At 55.7% G+C, this 23,095-nt stretch carries 19 protein-coding genes; 9 read left to right on the top strand and 10 right to left on the bottom strand.

Going from position 1 to position 23,095, the window contains the following annotated elements; all coding sequences use genetic code 11:
• Positions 1-594 (bottom strand): SDR family NAD(P)-dependent oxidoreductase (locus B2R17_RS24135; protein ID WP_286766023.1); only part of this gene is annotated, 594 nt, incomplete at its 3' end.
• A gap of 150 nt (positions 595-744) precedes the next feature.
• Positions 745-1,236 carry a flagellar protein FliS gene (locus B2R17_RS24130; protein WP_286766022.1) on the bottom strand — a complete coding sequence of 164 codons (492 nt, stop codon included), beginning with the start codon at positions 1,234-1,236 and terminating at the stop codon, positions 745-747.
• On the opposite strand from B2R17_RS24130, the gene B2R17_RS24125 reads away from it, so the two are divergent.
• Complete coding sequence (locus tag B2R17_RS24125) at positions 1,235-1,501, top strand: hypothetical protein (RefSeq protein WP_008668236.1); 267 nt, start codon at positions 1,235-1,237, stop codon at positions 1,499-1,501. The two genes, B2R17_RS24130 and B2R17_RS24125, sit on opposite strands and share 2 nt — an antisense overlap.
• Before the next feature lie 326 nt (positions 1,502-1,827).
• On the opposite strand, the gene B2R17_RS24120 is transcribed toward B2R17_RS24125, so the two are convergent.
• The gene (locus B2R17_RS24120; RefSeq protein ID WP_008668231.1) at positions 1,828-3,891 is read right to left on the bottom strand and encodes a flagellin; all 2,064 of its coding nucleotides are present in this window, start codon (positions 3,889-3,891) and stop codon (positions 1,828-1,830) included.
• A gap of 332 nt (positions 3,892-4,223) precedes the next feature.
• Here B2R17_RS24120 and B2R17_RS24115 point away from each other — a divergent pair, with 332 nt between their 5' ends.
• From B2R17_RS24115 to B2R17_RS24105, 3 genes are all read left to right on the top strand, one after another.
• A complete protein-coding gene (locus B2R17_RS24115; RefSeq protein WP_007328635.1) occupies positions 4,224-4,643 on the top strand; it encodes a bifunctional nuclease family protein in 420 nt (139 codons plus the stop codon).
• 78 nt (positions 4,644-4,721) lie between these two features.
• Complete coding sequence (panC, locus tag B2R17_RS24110; protein ID WP_286766021.1) at positions 4,722-5,573, top strand: pantoate--beta-alanine ligase; 852 nt, start codon at positions 4,722-4,724, stop codon at positions 5,571-5,573.
• A 432-nt stretch (positions 5,574-6,005) separates the two neighbouring features.
• Positions 6,006-6,974: a UDP-glucuronic acid decarboxylase family protein gene (locus B2R17_RS24105; RefSeq protein WP_039962421.1), complete on the top strand. Its 969-nt coding sequence runs from the start codon at positions 6,006-6,008 to the stop codon at positions 6,972-6,974.
• Between the two features lie 13 nt (positions 6,975-6,987).
• On the opposite strand, the gene B2R17_RS24100 is transcribed toward B2R17_RS24105, so the two are convergent.
• Complete coding sequence (locus tag B2R17_RS24100; protein ID WP_286766020.1) at positions 6,988-8,235, bottom strand: FtsX-like permease family protein; 1,248 nt, start codon at positions 8,233-8,235, stop codon at positions 6,988-6,990.
• Positions 8,232-9,482: an ABC exporter membrane fusion protein gene (locus B2R17_RS24095; RefSeq protein ID WP_286766019.1), complete on the bottom strand. Its 1,251-nt coding sequence runs from the start codon at positions 9,480-9,482 to the stop codon at positions 8,232-8,234. The genes B2R17_RS24100 and B2R17_RS24095 overlap by 4 nt, the downstream gene beginning before the upstream one ends.
• A gap of 121 nt (positions 9,483-9,603) precedes the next feature.
• Here B2R17_RS24095 and B2R17_RS24090 point away from each other — a divergent pair, with 121 nt between their 5' ends.
• Complete coding sequence (locus B2R17_RS24090) at positions 9,604-10,797, top strand: ATP-binding cassette domain-containing protein (RefSeq protein ID WP_008668217.1); 1,194 nt, start codon at positions 9,604-9,606, stop codon at positions 10,795-10,797.
• A 77-nt stretch (positions 10,798-10,874) separates the two neighbouring features.
• Here the strand turns inward: B2R17_RS24090 and B2R17_RS24085 are convergent, their stop codons facing one another.
• Positions 10,875-11,867 carry a sigma-70 family RNA polymerase sigma factor gene (locus B2R17_RS24085; RefSeq protein ID WP_008658700.1) on the bottom strand — a complete coding sequence of 331 codons (993 nt, stop codon included), beginning with the start codon at positions 11,865-11,867 and terminating at the stop codon, positions 10,875-10,877.
• 865 nt (positions 11,868-12,732) lie between these two features.
• Between B2R17_RS24085 and B2R17_RS24080 the strand changes: the two genes are divergently transcribed.
• The 4 genes from B2R17_RS24080 (at position 12,733) to B2R17_RS24065 (ending at position 17,285) form a co-directional block, all read left to right on the top strand.
• On the top strand, positions 12,733-14,325 hold the full coding sequence (locus B2R17_RS24080; RefSeq protein WP_286766018.1) for an MFS transporter: 1,593 nt from the start codon (positions 12,733-12,735) through the stop codon (positions 14,323-14,325).
• Between the two features lie 129 nt (positions 14,326-14,454).
• The gene (locus tag B2R17_RS24075) at positions 14,455-14,874 is read left to right on the top strand and encodes an OsmC family protein (RefSeq protein ID WP_008657073.1); all 420 of its coding nucleotides are present in this window, start codon (positions 14,455-14,457) and stop codon (positions 14,872-14,874) included.
• An 87-nt stretch (positions 14,875-14,961) separates the two neighbouring features.
• Complete coding sequence (locus B2R17_RS24070; protein ID WP_286766017.1) at positions 14,962-16,356, top strand: beta-ketoacyl-[acyl-carrier-protein] synthase family protein; 1,395 nt, start codon at positions 14,962-14,964, stop codon at positions 16,354-16,356.
• A gap of 170 nt (positions 16,357-16,526) precedes the next feature.
• On the top strand, positions 16,527-17,285 hold the full coding sequence (locus tag B2R17_RS24065; protein WP_286766016.1) for a hypothetical protein: 759 nt from the start codon (positions 16,527-16,529) through the stop codon (positions 17,283-17,285).
• A 138-nt stretch (positions 17,286-17,423) separates the two neighbouring features.
• Here the strand turns inward: B2R17_RS24065 and B2R17_RS24060 are convergent, their stop codons facing one another.
• The 4 genes from B2R17_RS24060 to B2R17_RS24045 all read right to left on the bottom strand — a co-directional run bounded on the left by B2R17_RS24060 (position 17,424) and on the right by B2R17_RS24045 (position 22,826).
• Complete coding sequence (locus tag B2R17_RS24060) at positions 17,424-18,998, bottom strand: bifunctional GNAT family N-acetyltransferase/carbon-nitrogen hydrolase family protein (protein WP_286766015.1); 1,575 nt, start codon at positions 18,996-18,998, stop codon at positions 17,424-17,426.
• 89 nt (positions 18,999-19,087) lie between these two features.
• The gene (gene speA / locus B2R17_RS24055) at positions 19,088-21,094 is read right to left on the bottom strand and encodes a biosynthetic arginine decarboxylase (RefSeq protein WP_037252186.1); all 2,007 of its coding nucleotides are present in this window, start codon (positions 21,092-21,094) and stop codon (positions 19,088-19,090) included.
• A 43-nt stretch (positions 21,095-21,137) separates the two neighbouring features.
• The gene (locus tag B2R17_RS24050; RefSeq protein ID WP_286766014.1) at positions 21,138-21,659 is read right to left on the bottom strand and encodes a hypothetical protein; all 522 of its coding nucleotides are present in this window, start codon (positions 21,657-21,659) and stop codon (positions 21,138-21,140) included.
• Positions 21,660-21,857: 198 nt separating this feature from the next.
• Positions 21,858-22,826 carry an FAD:protein FMN transferase gene (locus B2R17_RS24045; RefSeq protein ID WP_286766013.1) on the bottom strand — a complete coding sequence of 323 codons (969 nt, stop codon included), beginning with the start codon at positions 22,824-22,826 and terminating at the stop codon, positions 21,858-21,860.
• Positions 22,827-23,095: the final 269 nt, after the last annotated feature.

Genomic DNA, 23,095 nt, shown 5'->3' with positions numbered 1-23,095 from the left:
CGGATCTTGCCGCGGACCGAACACGTTAAAATATCGCAGCACAACCGTTTCAATCGGAAACTCCCGTTGAAACACTTGGCAGTAGTTCTCGGAAGACAGCTTTGCGGCAGCATAGGGCGACAATGGCGCTGGCATGTCGTCTTCGCGTTTGGCGACGTACGGTGAGTTCCCGTAAACGGCGCTGGTCGAGGACAAAACAAAACGCTTCACGCCGGCCGCAGACCCCCCGGCTAGCAACTCAACGGTGCTGGTCGTGGTCCAGTCGTGACACAACCCTGGTTCTCGCATGCTGCGCGGCACGCTCGCCATCGCAGCGAAATGAAAGATGTGGTCAACGCCTTCGACTGATTGTTGCACACAGGCCCGGTCCGCAGCATCGCCCTTGACGAACGTCAGACGATCCTGATGCGGCCCTTCCAGGAACGGAGCCAGGTTGTGCTTGAATCCGGTGCTGAGGTTGTCCAACGCGACCACGTTGGCTCCGGCATCGAGCAGACGTTCCACCATCTGCGAACCGATGAACCCCGCGGCACCGGTGACCAAACAACGCGTGCCGGCAAGTTGAGCGACGGCGGATTCGAGCGATGATGACATTGATTTGGGTCGGATGCGTTGTGAATCGAAGCGGCATCCGGCCTGAATGGAACGAACCCGATCCTCGAGTCGATGTTTAGCTGCGGAAGTTGAATCGCGAACGATCCGCGATGACGACGCCATCGCGTCAGGGTTTCCAATCGTTACGATCTAGCCCTGCAAGTTCAACCCGCCGCCATCGGAGAGAGCGTTTGCGACTCGTTTGTTGGCAACCGCTTTGTCGCCTTCCCGAGCACAAACCATCCGCCAGGTTTCCGCTTCGGTTTCGAGAACCAAGCGGATCTCATCGATCATGGTCGAATCGCCGTTTGCTTCGGCAGCAATCAAATGCTGGCACAAGAAAACGTACAAATCGGCGACAGTGCGACAAACGTCGACCGAACTGTCGGTCACGCCCGATAGCAGTTCCGAAAGTAGTTCGAGCAGCTTGAGCGAATACTCGTTTGTGCCGCGTTTGCCTGGCTGAGTGTTCCAGTGGTTGGCCAGGTGCCGAGAAACCTCAACGGCTCGTTCGATCAACATCAGACGCAGTCGAGCGGGCGAAGCGGTCTTCACCATCGATTCCAAGTAGGCGTCCCCACTTCGACGACCGAAGTTTTCCATGCCCTCGCTCAGGCTGCCTGGTTCGCCGGGACGAGGCATGGAAGTTCCATTTGCGTTGTCAAGCGAAGCCTGGGAATCACTGCTGGTCGAAGCGTTGTCGTCTCCAACGAAGGTCATCGGTGGAGGAACGAAAGAGTCAGCCGTGTTGTACATCGGGTTTCCGGTTGCGGGTGTTGGAAACGAGCTTGCGGGCCGAGGCCAGCATGCAGCGCAAAGTTGTATCGACGTTCACAACTCGTTTCTTCATCGAAAGAGTTGGTGGCTGGACAAGTTGCACGCTTCCGTTCGATCGATTCGTGAATAGCGCACGGATCGTTCGTCCATGCGAATTTCCGGAACGTGAACCCGCTAGGTTAGAATGCGCGACTCTGAGAGACGAAGCCCGGAAAAAGGTGCCAGATCGTTGCAGTTTATCAAGGCCGCGCTTGCTTAATCGGAACGCGCAACCCTCGGAAAGAAGGGCTCAATTGGAGCGTGATCGCAGGAGAGCGTCACGATGCAGTCGCGACCGCCGCCGGATTACGCATCAAACGAAGAAAAGCAGCGGCGAGCCGGAGCTCACTGCTGCTTTTCGATGTTTGCTTTGGATTCACGCGGCGATCAAGGATGCCGCATTGAATCGATCTTGGATTAACCCAACAACGACAAAACGTTTCGTGGGTTTTGGTTCGCCAGCGACAACACGTTGGTACCGGACTGAACCAGGATCTGTGCACGAGTCAGGTTGGCCGACTCTTGAGCGAAGTCAGCGTCACGGATCGAGCTTTCAGCTTCTTGGAGGTTGGCTTTGGTTTCGTTGAGCGAGACCAAGTTGCTTTCCAGCGTCGTGCTTTGGAACGAGCCCAAACGACCACGCAGTCCAACCACTTTGCCGATCACTTCGTCGATGACCTTGGCGGCACCTTCGACGTCGTTGGTCAGGCTCTTGGATTGACCACTGCCCAGTTCGTACAGACGACCCGATGCACCACCCAATTGACCGGTCGAAACGCTGCCAATACCCAAGCTAGCTTGCTGGGTGCTCGTTACGTCTGGACCGAGTTGGAACGTTGCTCCACCACCGGTGATGCTGAAGCTGAAGTTCGTGCTGCTGCCGTCGTCAACCGTCAGGTTCAAGTCGAGTGAGCTGGTGTTGATCGAAAGACCATTGCCCGAGCCGTTTGCTTCGACTCCGTTGACGGTGGCAACGATGTCGGCACCTGTCGCACGAGTGTTGTCCAAGCTGCCCTTGAATGTTCCACCAGCACCTTCGCTGATCACGTCGATGTCGACCAAGGCAGCGCTACCGTAGTCCGATGAGCTGAACGCCAAGGCGGCGGTTGCGTCAGCGGTAACGCCAGTACTGTCACTGACCAAGTTCACTGCAGCGGCGATTTGGTCTTTGCTGGTTCCGGCACCGAAGTTGAACGTTTCTGCTCCACCCGAACCGCTCAGCTGAAACACGAGGTCAGCGTTAAGAACTTCACCACCGGTGTTACCAGTTGAAGCCGATTCAATTGCGGTCGAGCCATTGAATTCAGAGTCAGCCAGTGCCGATGCTTCGAAAGCTGCTTCAGCTGGAGTTTCGCCGTCAACGGTCGCACCGTTGATCAACGTTTCCAGGTCAGCTGCCGAAATCTCAGCTCCTTCTTCCAAGGTAACAGTCAAGATCTTTTGTTCGCTGTCATAGTCAGCTGCAGTGGCAGCACCGGAAGCGAATTGAACCGTCACATTGTTGTATTCAGCACCTTCAGCAGTCGCCGTAACTGTCAAGCCAGTTTGATCAGCGGTCACGGTAGCCGCGGTTGCTGCGGCTGGCGTGCCGGCTGCGGACGCACCGCTGGCCGTGAACCCATCCAATGCGGCAATCGCTGTTTGAACGTCTTGTGCATCGACGTCAGCGTCGACTTCGGCGGGTGGTCCAGTGTTGAGCACGTCACCGGTGAAGTTACCTGTGATGGTAAGTGTGCCGGTTTCGGCGTCAAACGCGGCTTCACCCGTGTTGGATGCGAACTTGTCGTCCACGATGACGATGTCTTTGAGCCCTTGGCCAATGATTTCGATGGTCTCGCCACCGATATCTTGGGATGCGGTGCCAAAAGTGTTGGCCGCAGTCGTGGATGCTTGAGCCGCGGTGGTGAATCCGGAATCCGATGCGGTCACTTCCGCTTGCTCAGCGGCAGATGAAATGACGACCTCGACATCGATCTGACCGGTTTTGCCCAAGTTGGCTTGGTCGATCGAGATGTCGCTGATGCTACCGACACCGCTGGCGGTGCTGACGAAGTCCTGCGAACCGTCGAGCAACTTACGACCTTGGAAGGTCGTTGTTTGAGCGATCCGGTTGATGGCTTCGAGCGAGCTGTCGATCTGCAACTGGTTAGCAGCGATTTCTTCGTTGCTCAATGCACCCGAGTTGGCAGCTTCAACAACCAAACCACGGACGTCGTTGAGCAAGTTGCTGACTTGGCCCAGGGCGCTGTCAGCGGTGCTGATGATTTGGCTAGCACGTTGCGTGTTGCTGATCGATTTGGTCAAACCGGTGATTTCGCCCCGAAGAGCTTCGCTGGCCAGCAAACCGGCGGGGTCGTCGCTACCGGTGTTGATCCGAAGACCAGTGCTCAGTCGCGTCAGAGATTGTTGCAAGTCATTGTTGCTGCTTTGGAGGCGGTTCTGTGCAACCAAAGAAGAAACGTTGGTGTTGATCCGAGTCATGTTATTATTCCCAAAGATGGGTTGATGTTGAGTAGAAGGGGTCAACCAGTTGGGTGCCGAAGCGTCGGAATGACCCTGGACGTAAAGCGCATGGCTCTACGTCCACCTCAACCATGGAACGCATTCTTGCGCCGTGCGTCGGCTGCAACCCCAAATTCATTGCCACGTTGGAATTTCCCGAGGCAGCTTCCGGCACAACCGGAACAATCCGCGGAGCTCGTCATGGAAGGCAGCCAGACGCTGCGATATCATGCAGGGGACAGGCGAGAAATCTCGGCCTCCTCGAATCCATCGATTCAAATGAATTCTGAAACCTTTTGGCGAACTTTTCTATGACCGTCCAAATGCAACTCGCTCGGATCATCATTTCCGAGCTAACCGATAACCAAGTGATTTATCTCAAGGAAGTCGACGGGACGCGTCAATTCCCGATCATGATTGGGATTTTCGAAGCAACCAACATCGATCGCCGAGTCAAAAACGACTACGTGCCACCACGTCCACTGACGCACGACCTGATCGTGAATGTGGCCGAATCTTTGGATGCGACGATTGAACAAGTCGTGATCAGCGACCTGTCTGAACACACCTATTTCGCACAATTGCATCTGCGAACGAGCAGCGGTGAATTGATCGAGGTGGATGCTCGGCCGAGCGACGCGATTGCGGTGGCGGTCACGTTCGATCCGCCTCTGCCAATCTTCGTTTCCGAAGAAGTCCTGAGCGGAGCAACCGGAACGAGCGACGATTGATTGTCGATCGTTGCTTTATCACGTCAGCATTGCCGACTGCTCTGAACCGCCTTTTTAGAGACCGATTGAGGCCACCTGTTGGAAACGATTTCATCCATTGATGCCATGCGAGCGTGGTGCCGCGAAAAGTCGATCAGTGGCAAGACAACTGGTTTGGTTCCAACAATGGGAGCCTTGCATGAAGGGCATCTTTCATTGGTTCACGCCGCGAAGAATAGTTGTGATCACTGTGTCACATCGATCTTCGTGAACCCCACGCAGTTCGCCGCCAACGAAGATCTCGATCAATACCCGCGGCCAATCGAAGACGACCTTGCAATGCTTCGTGACGCGGGCGTTGAAGCGGTGTTCATGCCAACCGCCGACGAGATGTATCCGGGTGGGGCTGAGCGACATGCCACTTCAGTGCATCCTTCCGCCGTCGCGTTGCCACTCGAAGGAGTTCACCGTCCTGAACACTTCGCAGGCGTTGCGACGGTGGTGATGAAACTGTTTCAAGCAGCTCCATCGGACCGAGCGTTTTTCGGTCGGAAAGACTTCCAGCAGCTTTGTGTCATCGAGCACATGGTGCGTGACTTGAACTTGCCGATTGAAATCGTTCCCTGCGACATCGTGCGAGAACCCGATGGGTTGGCGATGAGCAGTCGCAATCGGTATCTGTCGGACGACGAACGACAGCGAGCACTTTGCATCAGCAAATCGCTCAACCTAGTCGAGCGAGCTTTTCTCGATGGCAGCCGCGATCCGAAACAACTCGAGTCAATCATGGCTGACCACTTGTCCCCCTGCGACAGCGTCGACTACGCGGTCGTGGTCGATCGCCAAACGTTGTTGCCCGTACCAAAGATTACGCGAAACGCGGTTGCGCTCGTCGCGGCTCGGCTCGGAGCGACACGATTGATCGACAATCGTGAATTGGAAACTGGGTGAAGAGTGCATGGGCTGAGCAACGGTAGCTGAACCGCCGTTGCGAGATTCGACAATCCGCGTAACAGCTAACTTCCGAATGGTCCTCCCAACACTGTTCTTTGCGTGGGCTTTTCTGTGGTCAATTGCCGAGTCGACACGAAGCAGGCAGGTAGAATTGTGGGCTTCTAGTTGGACAACGCCACTTTGGCGATCGCCATGGCTCCGATTCACGGAAATCGGGGCTACCGGCCTGACGGTTGAGTCGAATTCCGAATGACAACCATTAGCCATTCGGCGTCAGCCCCGATTCGCATTTGATAAACCGCCGCTAACGCGTTACGGCCCTTTAAATCAACAGCCCGCGAACGCCCAAACGGCTTATTCGAATGATGTTGGCCAGCTAGTTCTTCTTTGATTTTCACCCGACAACGGTTCCTGCGGACGGCTCGATCGATGATTCAACGTATTTTGGTGACAGGTGGCGCGGGATTCCTGGGCTCGCATCTTTGTGAGCGTTTGGTCAGCGACGGGCATGACGTCATTTGTCTGGACAACTTCTTCACTAGCCAGAAAACCAACGTCGTTCATCTGTTGGACAAACCTAATTTCGAATTGATCCGGCACGACATCACGCTGCCGATCCATTTGGAAGTTGACCAGATTTACAACATGGCTTGCCCGGCGGCACCGGGGCACTACCAATTCAATCCAATCAAGACGATCAAGACCAGCGTGATGGGCTCGATCAACATGCTGGGCATAGCCAAACGATGCGGTGCAAGGATCTTGCAGGCCAGCACCAGCGAAGTGTACGGCGATCCGGAACAGCACCCGCAAACGGAATCGTATCGCGGTAGCGTCAATCCGATTGGCATTCGAGCCTGCTACGACGAAGGCAAACGCGTCGCCGAAACGTTGTTCATGGACTATCACCGAAGCAACAATGTGGACGTTCGAATCGTTCGGATCTTCAATACGTATGGGCCGCGAATGCATCCATTTGACGGACGCGTCGTCGCCAACTTCATCCGGCAAGCACTCGCCGGTGACGACATCACCATCTTTGGTGACGGCTCGCAAACCCGTTCGTTCTGTTACCGAGACGACTTGGTCGAAGTCATCATCCGGATGATGAACTGCGACGGTTTCACGGGCCCGGTCAACATTGGGAATCCCCACGAGTTCACGATCCGTCAACTCGCTGAGAAAACGATCGAGCTAACCGGATCGAGCAGCAAGCTCATCGAGGCTCCTTTGCCAGCGGACGATCCAACTCGCCGTCGTCCCGACATCTCACTCGCGAAAGAGAAGCTGGACTGGGAGCCAAAAATTGAATTGGATCAAGGACTCCGGCACACGATCGATTGGTTCAAGACAATCAACCTGAGTGACTACCGCCCGCCAACGCCAAACTTCAGCTGAAAAGCCAACTGGCTCAGAACAAATTCGCGGGTTCCGCTCTGATAAGCTTTCGGATCGCAATCAAACCCGCTGCATTGCACATCAGCAGCGATAGCACGGCGACCAAAACCAACCATGTCAGCGTCATGCGAATGGGAACTCCAGCCAGCGCTGACGTGATTGCATAAAGAACGAGGGCGGCGATGACCGAAGGCGGAAACGCGATCGTTGCGAGCAACGTGGATTGGGTCAGAAGCGTTCGGATCAAAAAACCCGTTCCATAGCCCATCGCTTTCAACGTCGCGTACTCGCTCAAGTGTGCTTGAACATCAGAGGCAAGGATCATGTAACTGATCACGCCTCCCACCACGACCGCCAACGCGACTCCCATCGCGAAGATCATTCCGATGGGTGTCTGAGTGTACCAACGCCACACTTCGGCTTTCTTGGCATCTTCGATGGTCAGTGCGGAAGCGTGTGACGCGGGACCAGCCAACGCATTCAATCGGCCGGCGACCATGTGACGTCCTCGCTCGTCACTGACACCCTCCGTCAATCGAATCAGCAGCAGCGAAACGTCGTCGTCGCTGCTGCCTGGCACGAGCTTGCGAAACGTTTCGCGAGAACACAAAAGTGCGCCGTTCGCGGCCAACCCGGTTCCCATCTTGAACGTACCCACGATCTTGGCGGGAGTACCAAAAACGCTTGCGACGGTCCCAATATCATCGGAACCAAATTTCACACCGTTCTTCGGGCCAAAGTCCGTGTTGGTGGCATCATCGACGAGGACCGCTCCCTCAACCAGCAACTCACGTCGGACTTCTCGCGTCAGCTCAGGCAATTCAAAGGCGGGATCGTTCAGGTCGATCCCCATCACAGCGATCGCCCGCGGGTCTTGGTTGGTTGGGTTGGTCCACTGTGTCACGCCAATGTCCAGTGGAACGACTTGGTCGACTTCATCGATGGAGTTCAACCAGGGGCGCAGATCGTTGCGAATCTTGGACGCGTCGTAGACGTGCAAGTAATCGGGGGATCGAACCAACACATCGCATGGCATCCGATCCAACAAAACGGTCGCGGTGTCGCCGACGCTTCCCAAAAATCCAAGCTGCATGAACATCAACAAAATCGCGAAACCGATTCCGCAGATGGAAACCACCGTTCGAACCCACATGTGACTCAGGTTCGACCACGCCAGCGAAGTCCGGACCACGCTGCCGCGTTGACGTGACTTCTCGGCCGGTTTGCCGCTGAGCTTCTGACCTGGACTGGTCGTTGTCATGACTTCGCTGCCGAAGCCACTTTGGCCGATTCCTTGGAGCCGCCTGCTTTGATCTCCACATCGACTTGCAGCTCGATCAAACGGCTGGCACTGGCGGAATCATCTGAATCGATCGCGATGAGCACGTCGGCTGAGTAGCGATCGACCGCCGCCATCGGGTAAGGGCTCGCCAGCGTCGGAGCGGCGATCAACGACTGAATGCGTTGCACTTTGCCCCGCAACGGCTCTCGAAGTGCTGGTGAAGTGATCGTTGCGGATTGGCCGACCTCAACACGTGATAGATCAGCGACGTTCACTTCCGCGACGCAGACCATGTTGGATGTGTCGGCCATGTGCATCAAAGCGGACACGCCCGTCGCGGTGCCGATGGTCGCGTCGACTCGCAGCACACGACCTTTGGTTGGTGCAACCAGTCGCGACGTTGCAACGTTGAACTTCAGCAGTTCGATTTGTTGTTTCAACGATTCCAAAGACGCGGACTGTTCCGCGGCGATCAAAGAGAGCTCGGTCGCTCGAATTTCTTGTTCCGCCGAATCGACGGCGAAGCGTCCTTCATCAATCGCTTCTTGAGCATCCCGCAATGCCGATTCGTAGCGTGCCTGCGACTCGCTGACTTTCAGTGCCTCGGTATCGAGTGCATTCTCAGAAACCAATCGTTGTCGCGCCGGATCGCGCGAAGCGGACTCCAGTTGCCTCAAGCGGCGTTGTCCCAGATCCGCGGCTTGTTTGAGCAGATTCAGTTCGCCGCCATCGGCCTTGGAATCTTTGAATCGCTTTTGTGCATCCGACAACTTGGACTCGGCTTGCTTTAGCGATGAGCGAGCGACCTGCAGTTTGGCTTCACCCGCAGCGCGTTCGGCTGCGATTCGCCGTTTGGCTTCGTCGAGTTTGGTTTGAGCGATGTTCAATTCGAGTTGTCGAGCGGGCAGGCTTTCCAAATCCATCAGGACGGTGCCCGCTGCGACATCTTGGCCCGGTTCGACATAGATTTTCGAAACGCGGTCGCCAGGAGCAGCCATGACGGCCAAGATTCCGCCTCGTGGTTCCAGCGTGCCGAGTGCCATCACTCGCTGGAGCGCCACCGTCTGCGTTGGCTGCGACGGATCAATCGATTGAGTTGAACTCGATGCCGATCGCCAATCGCATCCCGAACCGACCGCGAAAAATCCGATTGCGATTGCGAGCGGCAAACGGATCATGCCTTGTTGGATCGAACCGGCTGAGATCGGCTGCTTGGCTTGGGGCACGACGAACAACTGCAAAACGAGGTGACACGAATTCGGGACAAGTTGCTAAGGTAACGTTTTTCGGCTCCGCCGGGCCATCGCGATCGAAGGGTCTGGCACGCAAAATGTCCTGAAAATTCGCGTGAAAATACCTTTTCGAAACGACAATCGCTCCGGCCAAAACGGTGCTCGGTCATCCGCCTCTCGCGGGATCACGCCCGAGATCGCCTTGGATGGGTCCGCCGCAATCGACGTTCGCGGTGTGAATCACTACTACGGGACCGGTGATGCGCGAAAACAAGTGCTTCACGACAACCATCTGCAGGTCCAACCCGGCGAAATCGTCATCATGACCGGGCAATCCGGTTCTGGCAAAACAACTTTATTGACGTTGATCGGCACTTTGCGTCGCGTTCAAGAGGGCCAATTGAACGTGCTCGGCCAACCGCTTCACAATTTGTCTCAAACCAACATCGGGGCACTTCGAAAAAGGTTGGGCTTCATTTTCCAAGCCCACAACTTGTTCGGTTCGCTCACGGCGATGCAGAACGTCCGCATGGCGTTGGAGCTGCAACCGAATCGCAGCTCTCGCCGAGAAGAGAACGAGCGTTGCGCCAAAATGCTCACCGAAGTCGGTTTGGGCGAACGGATTCAGTACAAACCCGGTGGATTGTCCGGTGGCCAGAAACAACGGGTCGCGGTCGCCCGCGGGCTCGTGCATCAACCGGATATCTTGCTGGCGGATGAACCGACCGCGGCGTTGGACGAAGAATCGGGCCGACAAGTCGTGACGCTATTTCAGCGTGAGGCCCGCGAACGAGGAGTGGCGATTGTCATCGTGACTCACGACAACCGCATTTTGGACGTCGCCGACCGGATCGTCAAAATGGACTTTGGTAAGATCGCTCGCGACACCAATTTGAACGAAGCCGCCGTGCTCGGCGAAATGCTTTCCCAGTGCAGTGTGTTCACAGGTGTCGCGATCAGCACATTGACCGAGTTGTCTCGCAGCATGACGAGGACGACGCATGGCCCCGGCGATCGAATCGTGACGTACGGCGATGTCGGCGATCGCTTCTACCTAATTCGCGAAGGCACCGTTTCGGTCAAACAACCCACCCAGCCCGGCGGCAATGATTTTCGCGAGGTGGCAGAACTGGGCGAAGGTGCCTACTTCGGCGAAACCGCGTTGCTGACCGGCGAACCTCGAAACGCACACGTGGACGCCACCACCGAAACGGTCACCTACAGCCTTGACGCCGCCACCTTCTCCGACGTCATGAGCCAACGCAAATCCATGGATGAAGAAGTGCGTAGCTCACTCTTTGCTGAGTGATGCGGTGTAGGTGATCTCGTTTCGTTCGCTGAACAGCGTTCCAACATTGCCGGGCGACCAAAACGTCCGCGAGTCGATCAGTACCCGCGTTCCCGGGGATCGGTCAGACCGTCTGCCAAGCGACGCAGTGCTTCGGTTTCGATCTGACGCACACGTTCTCGAGTCAATCCGAGCTCCGCGCCGATTTCCTTCAGCGTCATCGGCTCCACACCGCCCAGCCCAAATCGCAGCTTCAAAACCGTCGATTCGCGTTCTTCCAGATCGCCCAACAAACTCATCGCATGTTTGAGGATGTCGTGGTCGAGCATCTCCTCATCGGGTGCCTTCAATCGCTCATCCTGCACCATGTCACCCAACGACCAACCTGCTTCGGTTTGGTCGCTTTGCGGCGTCGAGTTGTTGATCTTGATTGCCTTGCGAATGATCGGCAATTTCTTCTTGGGCAGTCCCAACACCCGGGCGACTTCTTCGTTGGTCGGCGTTCGCCCCAGCTCTTCGTTCAACCGTGCGGTCGCTCGACGCCACTTGCTCAACAACTCAACCATGTACGCGGGAATACGAATGGTTTTAGCTGAATTGATCAACGCTCGTTTGATCGATTGCTTGATCCAGTAGCTCGCATAGGTGCTGAACCGAGTCCCATGAACCGGATCGAACCCCTCGACCGCACGCAACAAGCCCAGGTTGCCTTCTTCGATCAAGTCTTGCAGTCCGAGCCCTTTGCCCGTGTAACCCCGCGAGATGTTCACGACCAACCGCAGGTTCGCTCGAACCATTTGGTCGCGAGCCATCACATCGCCTTGAGCGATACGGGCGGCGAGTTCGAGTTCTTCCTCGGCGGACAACAACGGCGTTTCGTTGATTTCGCGGAGGTAAGTTTCCAAAGGCGACTGAGCCGCTTCACTTCGGCGGGTCGGCGTTTTGCGTCGACTCTTTTTCAGCAGCGTGAGCTCGTCCTGCTCAAGAGATTCGGAGAAAGTCATCGGTGGCGATCCGGTCGGGAAAGGGAGGTGGTTCCGACAAATCACGAGTCGATGCATCACCGCGACGATTTCGTCTCGATCCGACACGTGTTCAGTGGCGTTCAGCGGCAATGGGAGGAGCCAACGAACGGAGCACGCGGAATCAAACGACGAGACCGTCATTCAAAGTGTGATGCCAACAACGACGCGGGGAGAGATCGGTCGGGAGTTGATCACAAATGGTTTCGACCAATTCCGACCCTAAAAAACACCGCTTGTTAAAACGTTCCGCCTGTGCCGATTGAATCGGTGTGTTCAACAATTCGGCGGCAGATGGTTGCGACAGTCATCCGGAGAGATAGCAAAGCGTCGGCCGGCTCAAGCGGTTGTCTGCGGGCAACTAAACAAGCATCTTCCACTGAAGAATTCAGCCAAACGGTGAAGATGCACTTCAATCCGCAGCGCCAACGCTCGCCAGTGGGCTAACTGAGGCCGCGAGCATATAGACATTGTGAAGTCGACAACGGGAAGACCAGAAGAAACGATTCCTTGACTAGCGTATCGCGGACTCAGACTCCGCTTTCCTTTGATCTTTCACTTGAACACCCCATTTCGGCTCGCAAGATGACGCTTTCGGCTGGCGAGATAGGGTGAACATGACGGTAGCAACGCGTTCCCGACCGAATTACTTTGTTCACAGAGACGGAAACGTCGCCGGTATTCTTGACGAAGGGACTCGAAAATGCCAGCATCTGCGACGTTATCTTGCCTCTCTGTTGTCCCTTTCTCTTACCCCACGCACGATTCGTCAGCTCCGCGAACGCTACTTTGCCCCGTTTGGTCCAGCTCTGCTGAAAGATTCAGTCGAGTTGGCAAGCTAGTTCAGCTTGCTTTTCACCACCGGCATTCAACCTAGTCGGATCTCAAAGCCGCTCGCATGGTTCGCTGACATATTCGGTTGCCGGAGATCCCTATGGAATACGCTCGCGGAAAATTGATGGTCGCTAGCTTTTTAACGCTAGTTGCCTCTGGAATTGGTTTTGCAACTCGGACCGCCGCGGGTGGACCATGGGAACGTGAATTCAACCTGGGTGGTGGCGAATTCGGTGCCATCCTCGGTGCGGGATTCTTGGGCTTCGGTCTGATGATCTTCTTCGGCGGTATTCTGGTCGAGAAGTTTGGCTACAAGAAACTCTTGACGATCGCTTTCTTGCTTCACTTGGTGAGCGCCGGAATGTTGTTCGCCGCCAACCCGTTGTTCGCCGGATGGCAAGAAACGGATCCGGAGAACGCGACGAGCAATGTCTTCTCTGTGCTCTTCTGGAGTGCGTTCGTCTTTTCGATTTGCCAGGGGCTTTACGAGGCGGTGATCAACCCGTTGATCGCTCAGCTATACCCTGAGAACAAGACTCACTACTTGAACATTCTGCACGCGGGTTGGCCTGCCGGAATGATCCTCGGCGGCATCTTTGCTGCCTGCTTCATTGGCGAGAATGCTTGGATCACTGAACTGCCTTGGCAATACGGTTTGGCCAGTTTCTCGATCGTTGTGATCGCGTACGGCGTCATGGCGTTGCCTGAGAAATTCCCAGAGACGGTTGGTGAAACAGCTGGCTCGTTTGCGACCGTCTTCTCGTGCTTCGCATCGATACCCTTCTTGGTCCTAATCGTGTTGCACGGTTTGATCGGCTACATGGAATTGGGCGTTGACTCGTGGATGACGAAGTTGATGGAAAACTTGCTTCCGAATTCGATCATTATCCTGGTCTACACATCCTTCTTGATGTTCGTGCTCCGGTTTTTTGCAGGACCGATTGTTCACCGCGTCAATCCAATCGGATTGTTGCTCGGTAGCTCAATCATCTCTTGCTTGGGATTGCTTTGGTTGGGATCACCCATCCAAAGCGTCGCGATGATCTTCGTCGCAGCAACGTTCTACTCCTTCGGCAAAGCGTTCTTGTGGCCAACCATGTTGGGCGTTGCTGGTGAGCGGTATCCACAAAGCGGCTCGGTCGCTATGGGTGCGTTGGGAGCCGTCGGTATGATCTGCGTCGGACAAATCGCTGGACCACGTATTGGTGCTCAGCAAGGATACGAGTTGTCGCAGCACTTGGAAGAAACCGCCCCGGAAACTTACGCACGATACGAAGGCTCTGAGCCGACCTCGAGCTGGGGTTACGAGTACACGCCGCTCGATGCCGCGAAGCTCAACGCTGCCAACGGCATCGAAGTTGACGCGGGAGACGTCGAGACCGCCGCGATCGAAGAAGCGAAACTGATTCCAGAAGAAGAAAAGCCTGCGTTGATCGCAAATGCCGCTACCGACGTTCCAGCCGTTCAGGCGTCTTATCTGTTCGGCGGCCGCCGGGCTTTGACTCTGACAGCCTACATTCCTGGGATGATGGCCATCGGATTCTTGGGGCTGTTGATCTACTTCCGAAGCATTGGCGGATACAAAGTCCTTCGCTTTGATGAAGAACTCGGAAAGGCTGTCCCAATCGAAGGGCACGGTCACGGCGAGTCAGAATCAGATGTCGTCGACTCGGAAGCGGCAACGAGCTTCTAGTACGGTTGATCAACTGATTGACAATCACCAAACTCGCGGGCGGAACTTTGATTCCGTCCGCGTTTTTTTTGTTGGACAATCAAACTCGAACGATTGTCCGTGATTGCCCATTTCATTCGAAAGTGACTAATGTCAGTCGAGATCACAGCGGTTTACCAAGGTCAACTTCATTGCGAAGCGACTCACGGGCCGAGCGGCACCAAATTGGTCACCGACGCTCCCACGGACAATGGAGGTCGAGGCTCCTCGTTTTCGCCATCCGACTTGGTTGCGACCGCTTTGGGAACCTGCGTGATGACAATCATGGGATTGGTTGCTGATCGACACGAGCTGGACTTGAGTGGGACCACCATTCGCGTCGAAAAGGAAATGGCGAGCACCCCCGTTCGGCGAATCGCGAGCCTGAAAACGAAGGTCACATTCCCCGCTGGGTTGGATTTGCAACCTGAGATGCGAGATCGACTGGTCGCCGCGGCGCGGAAGTGTCCCGTTCATCAAAGTTTGCATCCAGACATTGATGCACCAATCGACTTTGTCGACCTAGATTGACAGGCACGGTCTGGTTTCACTCCATCGCTCGGATCATACTGCTGCCACCCGCTTGTCCCGTTTCTCTTGTTTTGACCGATTTCTTTCATGAACCGCAGTGACATCGTGATCACCGGCGTCGGCGTGGTCTCATCAATCGGCTTGGGGCGGGAAGCCTTCACGGAATCTCTGCTGAACGCGGCCAGTGGCGTCATCGAACTGGTCGACTCCACCGTTGGCGATCGAAACGCGACGGCACGATACAAGTTTGTTCAGGGATCCGAGGGCGATACAAAGCAAGAGTCGCCGGTGGAAATTGGAGCACCGATCACCGGCTTTGATCCGAAGCTCTTCGTCAAACCGCGAAAAGCTTTGAAGGTGATGTGTCGCGAAATCCAGACATCGTTCGCAGCTTCGCAAATGGCAATTGAGGATGCTGGACTGTCATCGCTGTTGCCAGCCGAGCCTGCTGACCAAGCCAAAATTTCCGGTCGCATCGTGGTCGATCGGATCGGTACCGTCTTTGGCAGCGAAATGTTGTACGGCGATCCCGAAGAATTGGCGGATGCCTTTGCCGCTTGCAAAACCGAAGCCAACGAAATCGATCGATCGAAGTTTGGCAACGCCGCGATGCGTTCGATCACTCCGCTGTGGATGCTGAAATACCTTCCCAACATGCCCGCGTGTCACGTGGGCATTGCGGTCAATTCTCACGGACCCAACAACACGCTGACGGTCGGCGATGTGTCCGGCCCCAATGCGGTGTTGGAAGCGTGCGGCTATCTGCGACGTGGAATCGCGGACGTCATGGTCGCCGCGGCGGCTGGTTCGCGAATGAACACGACGCGAACCATGTTCACCGAGGATCAGCCACTCACCGGTGCATCGGAACAAGTGGAACGAAGCAGCCGACCTCACGCGAAAGACGCCAAGGGAATCGTGCGTGGCGAAGGAGCGGCTTGCGTCATTTTGGAAACCGCCGAATCCGCTGAACAGGGAAACCGCAAACCAATCGCGAAGGTTGTGGGAATGGCATCGCGATTCGTCCCCTCAGCCGCTTTCGCAGAGGGCAGATTCACCAGTTCTTCCGAAGAGAATGCTGGTCGGGGTTCCGCCGCCGCCATCGAAGCCGCTATCGCGGGCGCCTTGTCTGACGCTGGACTGACCGCCGATGACATTGGATTGGTCGTCGGCCACGGGATGGGTGACCCGGTCATTGATGCTCAAGAAGCCGAAGCGATTGCGAAAGCTCTGCCGGGTATTCCGGTGACTCTGCCGATCGGGTTGTTGGGTCACACCGGTGCAGCGACAGGAATGCTGGGACTGACCGCCGCGGTGGTTGCGGCTCAGCAAGGCACGGCACCGCCCGTCGCACACGCGTCGGATTGTCCAGACACGCTGAATATCGTTGAGAAATCGGGGCCGCTCAAGCGACCTCACGTGATTGCCTTGTCGCATACCTCTCACGGATCGGCGACGGCTGTCATCGTTTCCGCGACTTGAGGAAAAATGCATCCGTCGTTGTGATTTCGACAAACGGGTCACGCGTCGACTTCTGAGCAGGACTTGAGACCATTCTTCAAACTTTCTGGTCGCGTCCACTGGATCGCAGCCGAAGTCAACTCAGACAGACGCGTGAGGCGGTCCTCGCGTCATATCGGACAAGCCACGGCATGTTCGTTCCTGTGCATCCTCCCAATGCCAAGCTGAGCGACGCGATGACAAAGAAACGATTTGATTCCATTTTGAAGATTGCGGTGGCCGTGCTCGGCTTCGCATCGGTGACCTGGTCGGCATCCTCGGCCCAGGCTGTCGACGGTACCGAGCTGACCAGTCGCAAAGCGATCTGGGCTCCATTGTTGCCCACCTACCAAGGCGACTCAGGCGATTCCGTCGGTTTCTTGACTGACATTCGCGGTCACCATCGCTTTGAGGGCTATCGAACCAGCGTGGAAGGCAATTTCACCTACGCCGTTTCTGACAACACAGAAATGTATGGCTTCGATGCGATCATGCGTGACACGTGGACATTCGGCGTTCACGATCTGTCCGCTGGTACCGGATACAGCCAAATGGAATGGAAACAAGAGATTGGCGACAACGAGCTGGACAACTCGTATCGCGGTGCCGTCGTCGTCGCTGGTTGGGAAACAGTGTTCGGTCGTCGTCCAGTTTGGGTGGACCTGCGTTTGGGGCTGTATGATCTCGATGGCAAGTACGTTGGCAACGATGGTGTGACCACCGGAACGAACAACAAGTTCACCACGACGTTCGGTGTCGACGTCAAACATGACATCACCGTGTGCGGAATCCCTGGCCGAACCGTTCTCGGAATCGACTACCTCAGCGATTACGCAACTTGGGATGGAGCCAACATGGGCTTCGATGATGCAGTTGTGCTGAAGGCCGGCTTCGAGTTGCTGCTCTACTAGAGCCAACTAGGCCGACGCGACTCATCGTCGAGACAAGCTGAATCATATCGGTCAAAGCAATCAAGCGATCAAGAGCGTGTGCGAAACATTTCGCACACGCTCTTTCTTCTTGAATACCGCGAGCTGTTTCAAAGAAGCTCATCCCGGCGACTCGCCCGAGTCGGTTTTCGTCTCAGTCAGACGATACAAGTCCAGGCGTCGATCGTTCCAATTTTGAACGCTGCCTTGTTCACGATGTCGACGTAGCAACTCAAGATCGACGTCGTAGATGACAACGGTCTCGATATTTGGGTTGGCCTCCGCCCCAATCCCTTCGCGAGCGAACGTCACATCCAACGGCGTCAGCACGGCTGATTGAGCGTAGTGAATGTCCGCGTTCTCGCAGAATGGCAGATTGCCTGTGCAACCGGCGATCGCGACATACACGTGATTCTCGACGCAACGGGCAGCGGCGCAGGTGCGAACTCGCATGTAGCCATGCCGGTTGTCGGTGTTGAATGGTACGAAGATGATTTGGGCTCCCTTCTCCACCGCGAGACGCGAGAGTTCAGGAAACTCAATGTCATAGCAAACCTGGATGCAGATCGGCCCGCAGTCCGTTTGAAGGACTTCGATCCCAGGGCCGCCTGCGACGCCCCACCATTTACGTTCGCTCGGCGTGATGTGCAGCTTGTACTGCTTGTCGATCCTGCCGTCCCGGTGGAACAAGAATGCGACGTTGTATAATTTTTCGTCTTCGATCACGAAGTGCGAACCACCGACAATGTTGGTGTCGAATTTCACCGCCAAGTGACTGAACAACTCCAAATACTGCGGCGTGTACTCAGCCAACGTTCGAGCGGCTTGTCCCGGCCGTTCGTTCGGCAAAAAGGAAAGCAACTGCGTGGTGAATAATTCCGGGAACAACAAAAAGTCGCATTTGTAGTCGCCAGCCACGTCCACGAAATAGCGAGCCTGCTGAGCGAACTCTTCAAAGTCCTTCACCGCTCGCATTTGATACTGAACGGAGCCAATACGCACCGGCCGAACCGTCCGGCGGAACCGGCGTTTTCCAGCCGAGACATAGTCCAGGTTCCGCCATTCCAAGAACGTCGCGTAACCGCAGCTCTGCAAATCAGTCGGCAAGTAGTTTGGGATCAAACCCTGCAGCGAAAAACCGTTCGCAATTTGAGCTGTCAGAACTGGATCAAAGAACGTTTTATCGATGACGCGGTCGATATACTCGGACGCCTTCATCTTCTCCGCGTGCAAGTGATAGCCGGGAATACGGCCGCCAACGATCATCTGCTCGATGTTTCGCGAACGACAAAGCTCTTTTCGAGCATCGTAAAGTCGCCGAGACAGTCGCATCCCGCGAAAATCGGAATGCACCATGATCTCGATGCCATACAACGTGTCGCCGGTTGGCTGATGGTTTCGAATGAAACCGCTGTCGGCGATCTTCTTGTAATCGTGCCATTCCAGGTCGTCGTCGTAGTGCAACAGCAAGCTACTGCTGCTGGCGACCAGCTTGCCGTCACACTCGATGACGATCTGCCCTTCTGGAAAATGTGCCAACTGGCTTTCGACCTGCTCCTTCGTCCATGGTTGCATGTCTGGGAAGCACGCCTTTTGCATGGCAACCATCGAGTCATAGTCCTCGATGCGCATGTTCCGAAGAATCAGCTCACGTTCAAAATTGGAAACATCAAAGTCAGGGGTGGGTGTCGACATAAAGGCCAGTCAAAGAACCGGAGAGGAGAAAACGACTCAACAACGAACCGTGCAATTGTCCTGCCACGGAACCACAGCAGATCCACGAACTATTTCGTCCGCGTCGACAAATACGTGTAGCCACTGAGTGCGCGTTCGTACGCCGCAACCGTCTCGCCTGCTTGTTGATGATCGATGTGCCCGTTTCCAATCGCGGATTCCACCGACTCTTGCAGGTTCTCGATCAACTCTCGATCTTCGTATTGGACGTAACCCAACACTTCCGAGACCGTGTCGCCTTTGACGATCGAACGGACTTTGGTCACGCCATCTTCGATGTCGACGTGAACGGCGTGCGTGTCACCAAACAGGTTGTGCAAATCACCCAAGATTTCTTGGTAAGCACCAACCATGAAGACCGCCAACTGATACGGTTCACCGGACTTCAGCGGATGAAGCATCAAAGTCCGTTGACGTCCTCCGCCACATACAAACGCGTCGACCTTGCCGTCGCTGTCGCATGTGATATCGCCTAAAACCGCGTGCCGCGTTGGCTTTTCCAGCAAACGGTGGATTGGCATGATCGGGAACAACTGGTCAATCGCCCAGGAATCAGGCATCGACTGAAACAACGAAAAATTCGCGAAGTAGATGTCTGACAACATCCGATCGAGATGCTTCAAATCATCGGGGCGATCCTTCATCGATTCCGCCAACTCACGGACTCGGTGGCAAATCGCAAAGTACAAGTTCTCCGCCGCGACGCGTTGTTCCAATGGCAAGTAGCCACCGCTGAACAGGTTCATGCACAAATCCAGTGCCACCTGCGCGTCGTGGAATGTTTCCATCATATTGGCCTGCGTCATGTTGACGTAGCCCACCCACAGGTCATGCACCGGTTGCTCGTACGATTCCGGTGGACCTTCCATTTCAGAAGTTTCGATCGCGCCCACGGAATCCATTTCGATCCCGCCGTGATCGGGCGAGACCGGTTCGCCCTCGACTTTGGCCCATGCCGGCAAGTTGGCAACGCCTTGAGATGTCACTCCCAATGTTTCCATCACCAACACGCTGTGGTGAGCAGCGACGGCGCGACCTGATTCCGAAATCAATTCCGGGTGCGGGACACCCGCTTCGTCGCACACCGTTTGAGTGTGGTAAACGACGTCGTTGGCGTATTCCTGCATCGTGTAGTTCATGCTCGATTCGCTGTCGCTGCGCGAACCGTCATAGTCGACTCCGAGTCCACCGCCCACGTCGAGGTAACGCATTCCGGCACCTCGGCGAACCAAGTCGACATAGATTCGAGCTGCTTCCAAGATGGCCGATTTGAGCTGACGAATGTTTCCGATCTGACTGCCGACATGAAAGTGCAGCAACTGAAGGCAATCGCCCATGTCCATCGCGATCAAACGATCCAATTGAGCCAACAGTTCGGCGACGGTGAGACCGAACTTGCTGCGGTATCCACCGCTCGCTTGCCAGCGTCCACTTCCGCGAGTCGCCAGTTTGACTCGCATCCCGATCGTCGGACGCACGCCGATGTCCTTCGCGACGTCCAAAATCAAATCCAGCTCGCTGACCTTTTCGACGACAGGCAGAACGTTTCGGCCCAATCGCTGTGCGAGCAATGCCAACCGAATGAATTCTTCGTCTTTAAATCCGTTGCAAACGACCGGTACGTTGGAATCGCCCATCGCCACGGCGGCAACCAATTCCGGTTTGCTTCCCGCTTCGATTCCAAAACCCAACCGGGCGCCTTCGCTGACGATCTGCTGGACCACTTCGCGTTGCTGGTTGACTTTGATTGGAAAGACGCAGCGATAGCGGCTTTGATACTTGTGATCATGAATCGCGTTTTTGAAACAACGATCGAGCTCACGCAACCGATCACGAAGAATCCCGTTGAAACGCAGCAGAATCGGAAGGTCCAGGTTCCGCTGCCCCAAACGGTCAACCAACTCCTTCAAGTCGATGCTTTGGGACGGATCCCGATCAGGGGAAACCAGCACTGTGCCGGCGTCCGAGATCGAAAAGTATCCAGCGCCCCAGCGGTCGATGTCGTAAATATCGGACGCGTCGCTGCGAGTCCATTTGGGATCCAAAACCGAGCTCACCCAGAATTCCATGTGAAAGAGGTTTGCGTTTGAAACGTCAGATTCAGAATTGCACCTCTTTCACGCCTCTCGCACCAGTGGGCAACTTCCCAGTTACGGTAATTTCTGTGATCGGATAGCGTCCCGGCACCCAAAATTGGCTGCTCTTGGTCGCAAAAGCCGCCTGACGCAGCACCAACGTTTCTCCCACCGCGAGCGGTTTGTCCTGGTACAGAAAGTACTGTCCATTCAGGTTCATCGTGATGTTGGGGATCTCGAAATCAGCTTCGTTGGTGACGACAACCACATCGTCCATCAACTGCGAGTTGCCCTCAACGGTCATCAGCGGACGTCGGTCGATCAGGATCTCGACTGGCAATTCATGCTCGCTCGCCTTTCCAAAGATCACCGCGTAAATACTGAGCCCAAACAGCGGGACAAAACAAACCGTCGCGAGAGCAATGAACAACCCGCGGGTGGAAAGCTGGGGTGTCGGCGCGATCGACCGCGGTGGCTCATGGACTGCCTGATTGCTATCAGGCTCAGAAACGGTTGTCGCGTTGCTGTTGGTTGAAGAATCAGACATGAAGACGTATCAGCGAAAACAAAGCAGACGTAGGAAGTGTCAACGATTTTGTGGCACGATTTCGATTCGGGCGTCGGTGCGAACAACGTTCAGTATCATCGCAATGATGCGCGACGCCTTTTCACTGGGCGCCGAACCAGCCCGAAGCATCAAACGCTGGCCACGGGAAATTCCCACCCGAATGAATCCCGGGGGTGCTCAAGTGTTGTGCCAGATCAAGGGGCCCGACTTGTCCAACAGGACCTCCTCCTTGCGTTTCCCGGCACTGACCAAGATCAATCCGATCCCGTGCTCGGTAGCATACGCTTCTGCGTCGTCTTTTCCCATGACAAACAAAGCCGTTGAAAGGGCATCCGCGTCCACCGCGTGAGTCGTCGTCAGCGTCAACGACAGCCACTGGCCAGCGGGGTATCCCGTCCGTGGATCGATGACATGCCCGTATCGTTTGCCTTGATGATGGAAAAACTGTTTTCCACTTCCACTGGTCGACAACGCCTCGTCGCGAAGCCAAAGTCCGCCCAAGCGTTTCCCCGGCCGGGTCGGATGAGAGACACCAACCAGCCATCCCTTGGGCCTATCTGCGTCATGATCAAGCTCATTCTCTTCTGGATCCGCAAATGGTTGTTGGTCGCCCGCCGCCAGAACGCTGCTGTGCCCAGCATGGATGAGAAAGTCACGCATGCCTTCGGCCCGCAGCGCCGCGGCGAGAACATCGATCGCGTGCCCTTTGCCGATCGCCCCCATGTTCAGCGACATGCCCTCGACGGCAAATCGTGCGGTGCGACTTTCAACATCCAGGATCAGATGCTTCCAACCAACGCGTTCCCGAGCCGATTCGATCTCGTCCGGTTTTGGCTTTCGACCTTCACGCTTGGTGAACCCCCAAGTCTCCACGAGAGGTCCCGCCGTAATGTCGAACGCTCCCTGGGTGCGTTCAGCGAGGGCGTTTGCTTTCTGCAGAAGCTTGAACGTGGCGGGCTTCAAATGAACAGGCTTTTCATATGCCAACGCATTGACCCGAGCGATTTCGCTGTCGCCCCGATAGACCGTCAGCGAGTTCTCGATCTCTTCAATCGCTTCCAAGTGACGCAGCACCGCATCAGCGGCAGACCGATTGCCTACACGTTGATTCTCGTCCGGCACCAGCACCACAAAGTCGCACGCCATCGCACGATGCTTCAATTCCAACAATTCAAAGTCCCACAAATGCTTGGCGTATCAGTGAAGCGGCGGGGAAAGACTCCCAAGTCCTTCAGCCCATGACGTTGACCACAGTCTCAGCGTGTCACCGGATCAACCGTGCAAACACCCGGCGAATCTACCGCCGGCCGCACATGATACGACCAAGACCATCCCATTGAGAAACCCCCTTGATCGCCGGACGCCGTCCTCCAACTCCGGCGTTAGAAGAGGTTCCGCACAGAGAAGAGTGTCTC

Origin of the sequence: Rhodopirellula sp. UBA1907, from assembly GCF_002337565.1 — a bacterium.
Taxonomy (GTDB): domain Bacteria; phylum Planctomycetota; class Planctomycetia; order Pirellulales; family Pirellulaceae; genus Rhodopirellula; species Rhodopirellula europaea.
The sequence above is the reverse complement of the archived record's forward strand: the minus strand, read 5'-3'. Positions and strand labels throughout refer to the sequence as shown.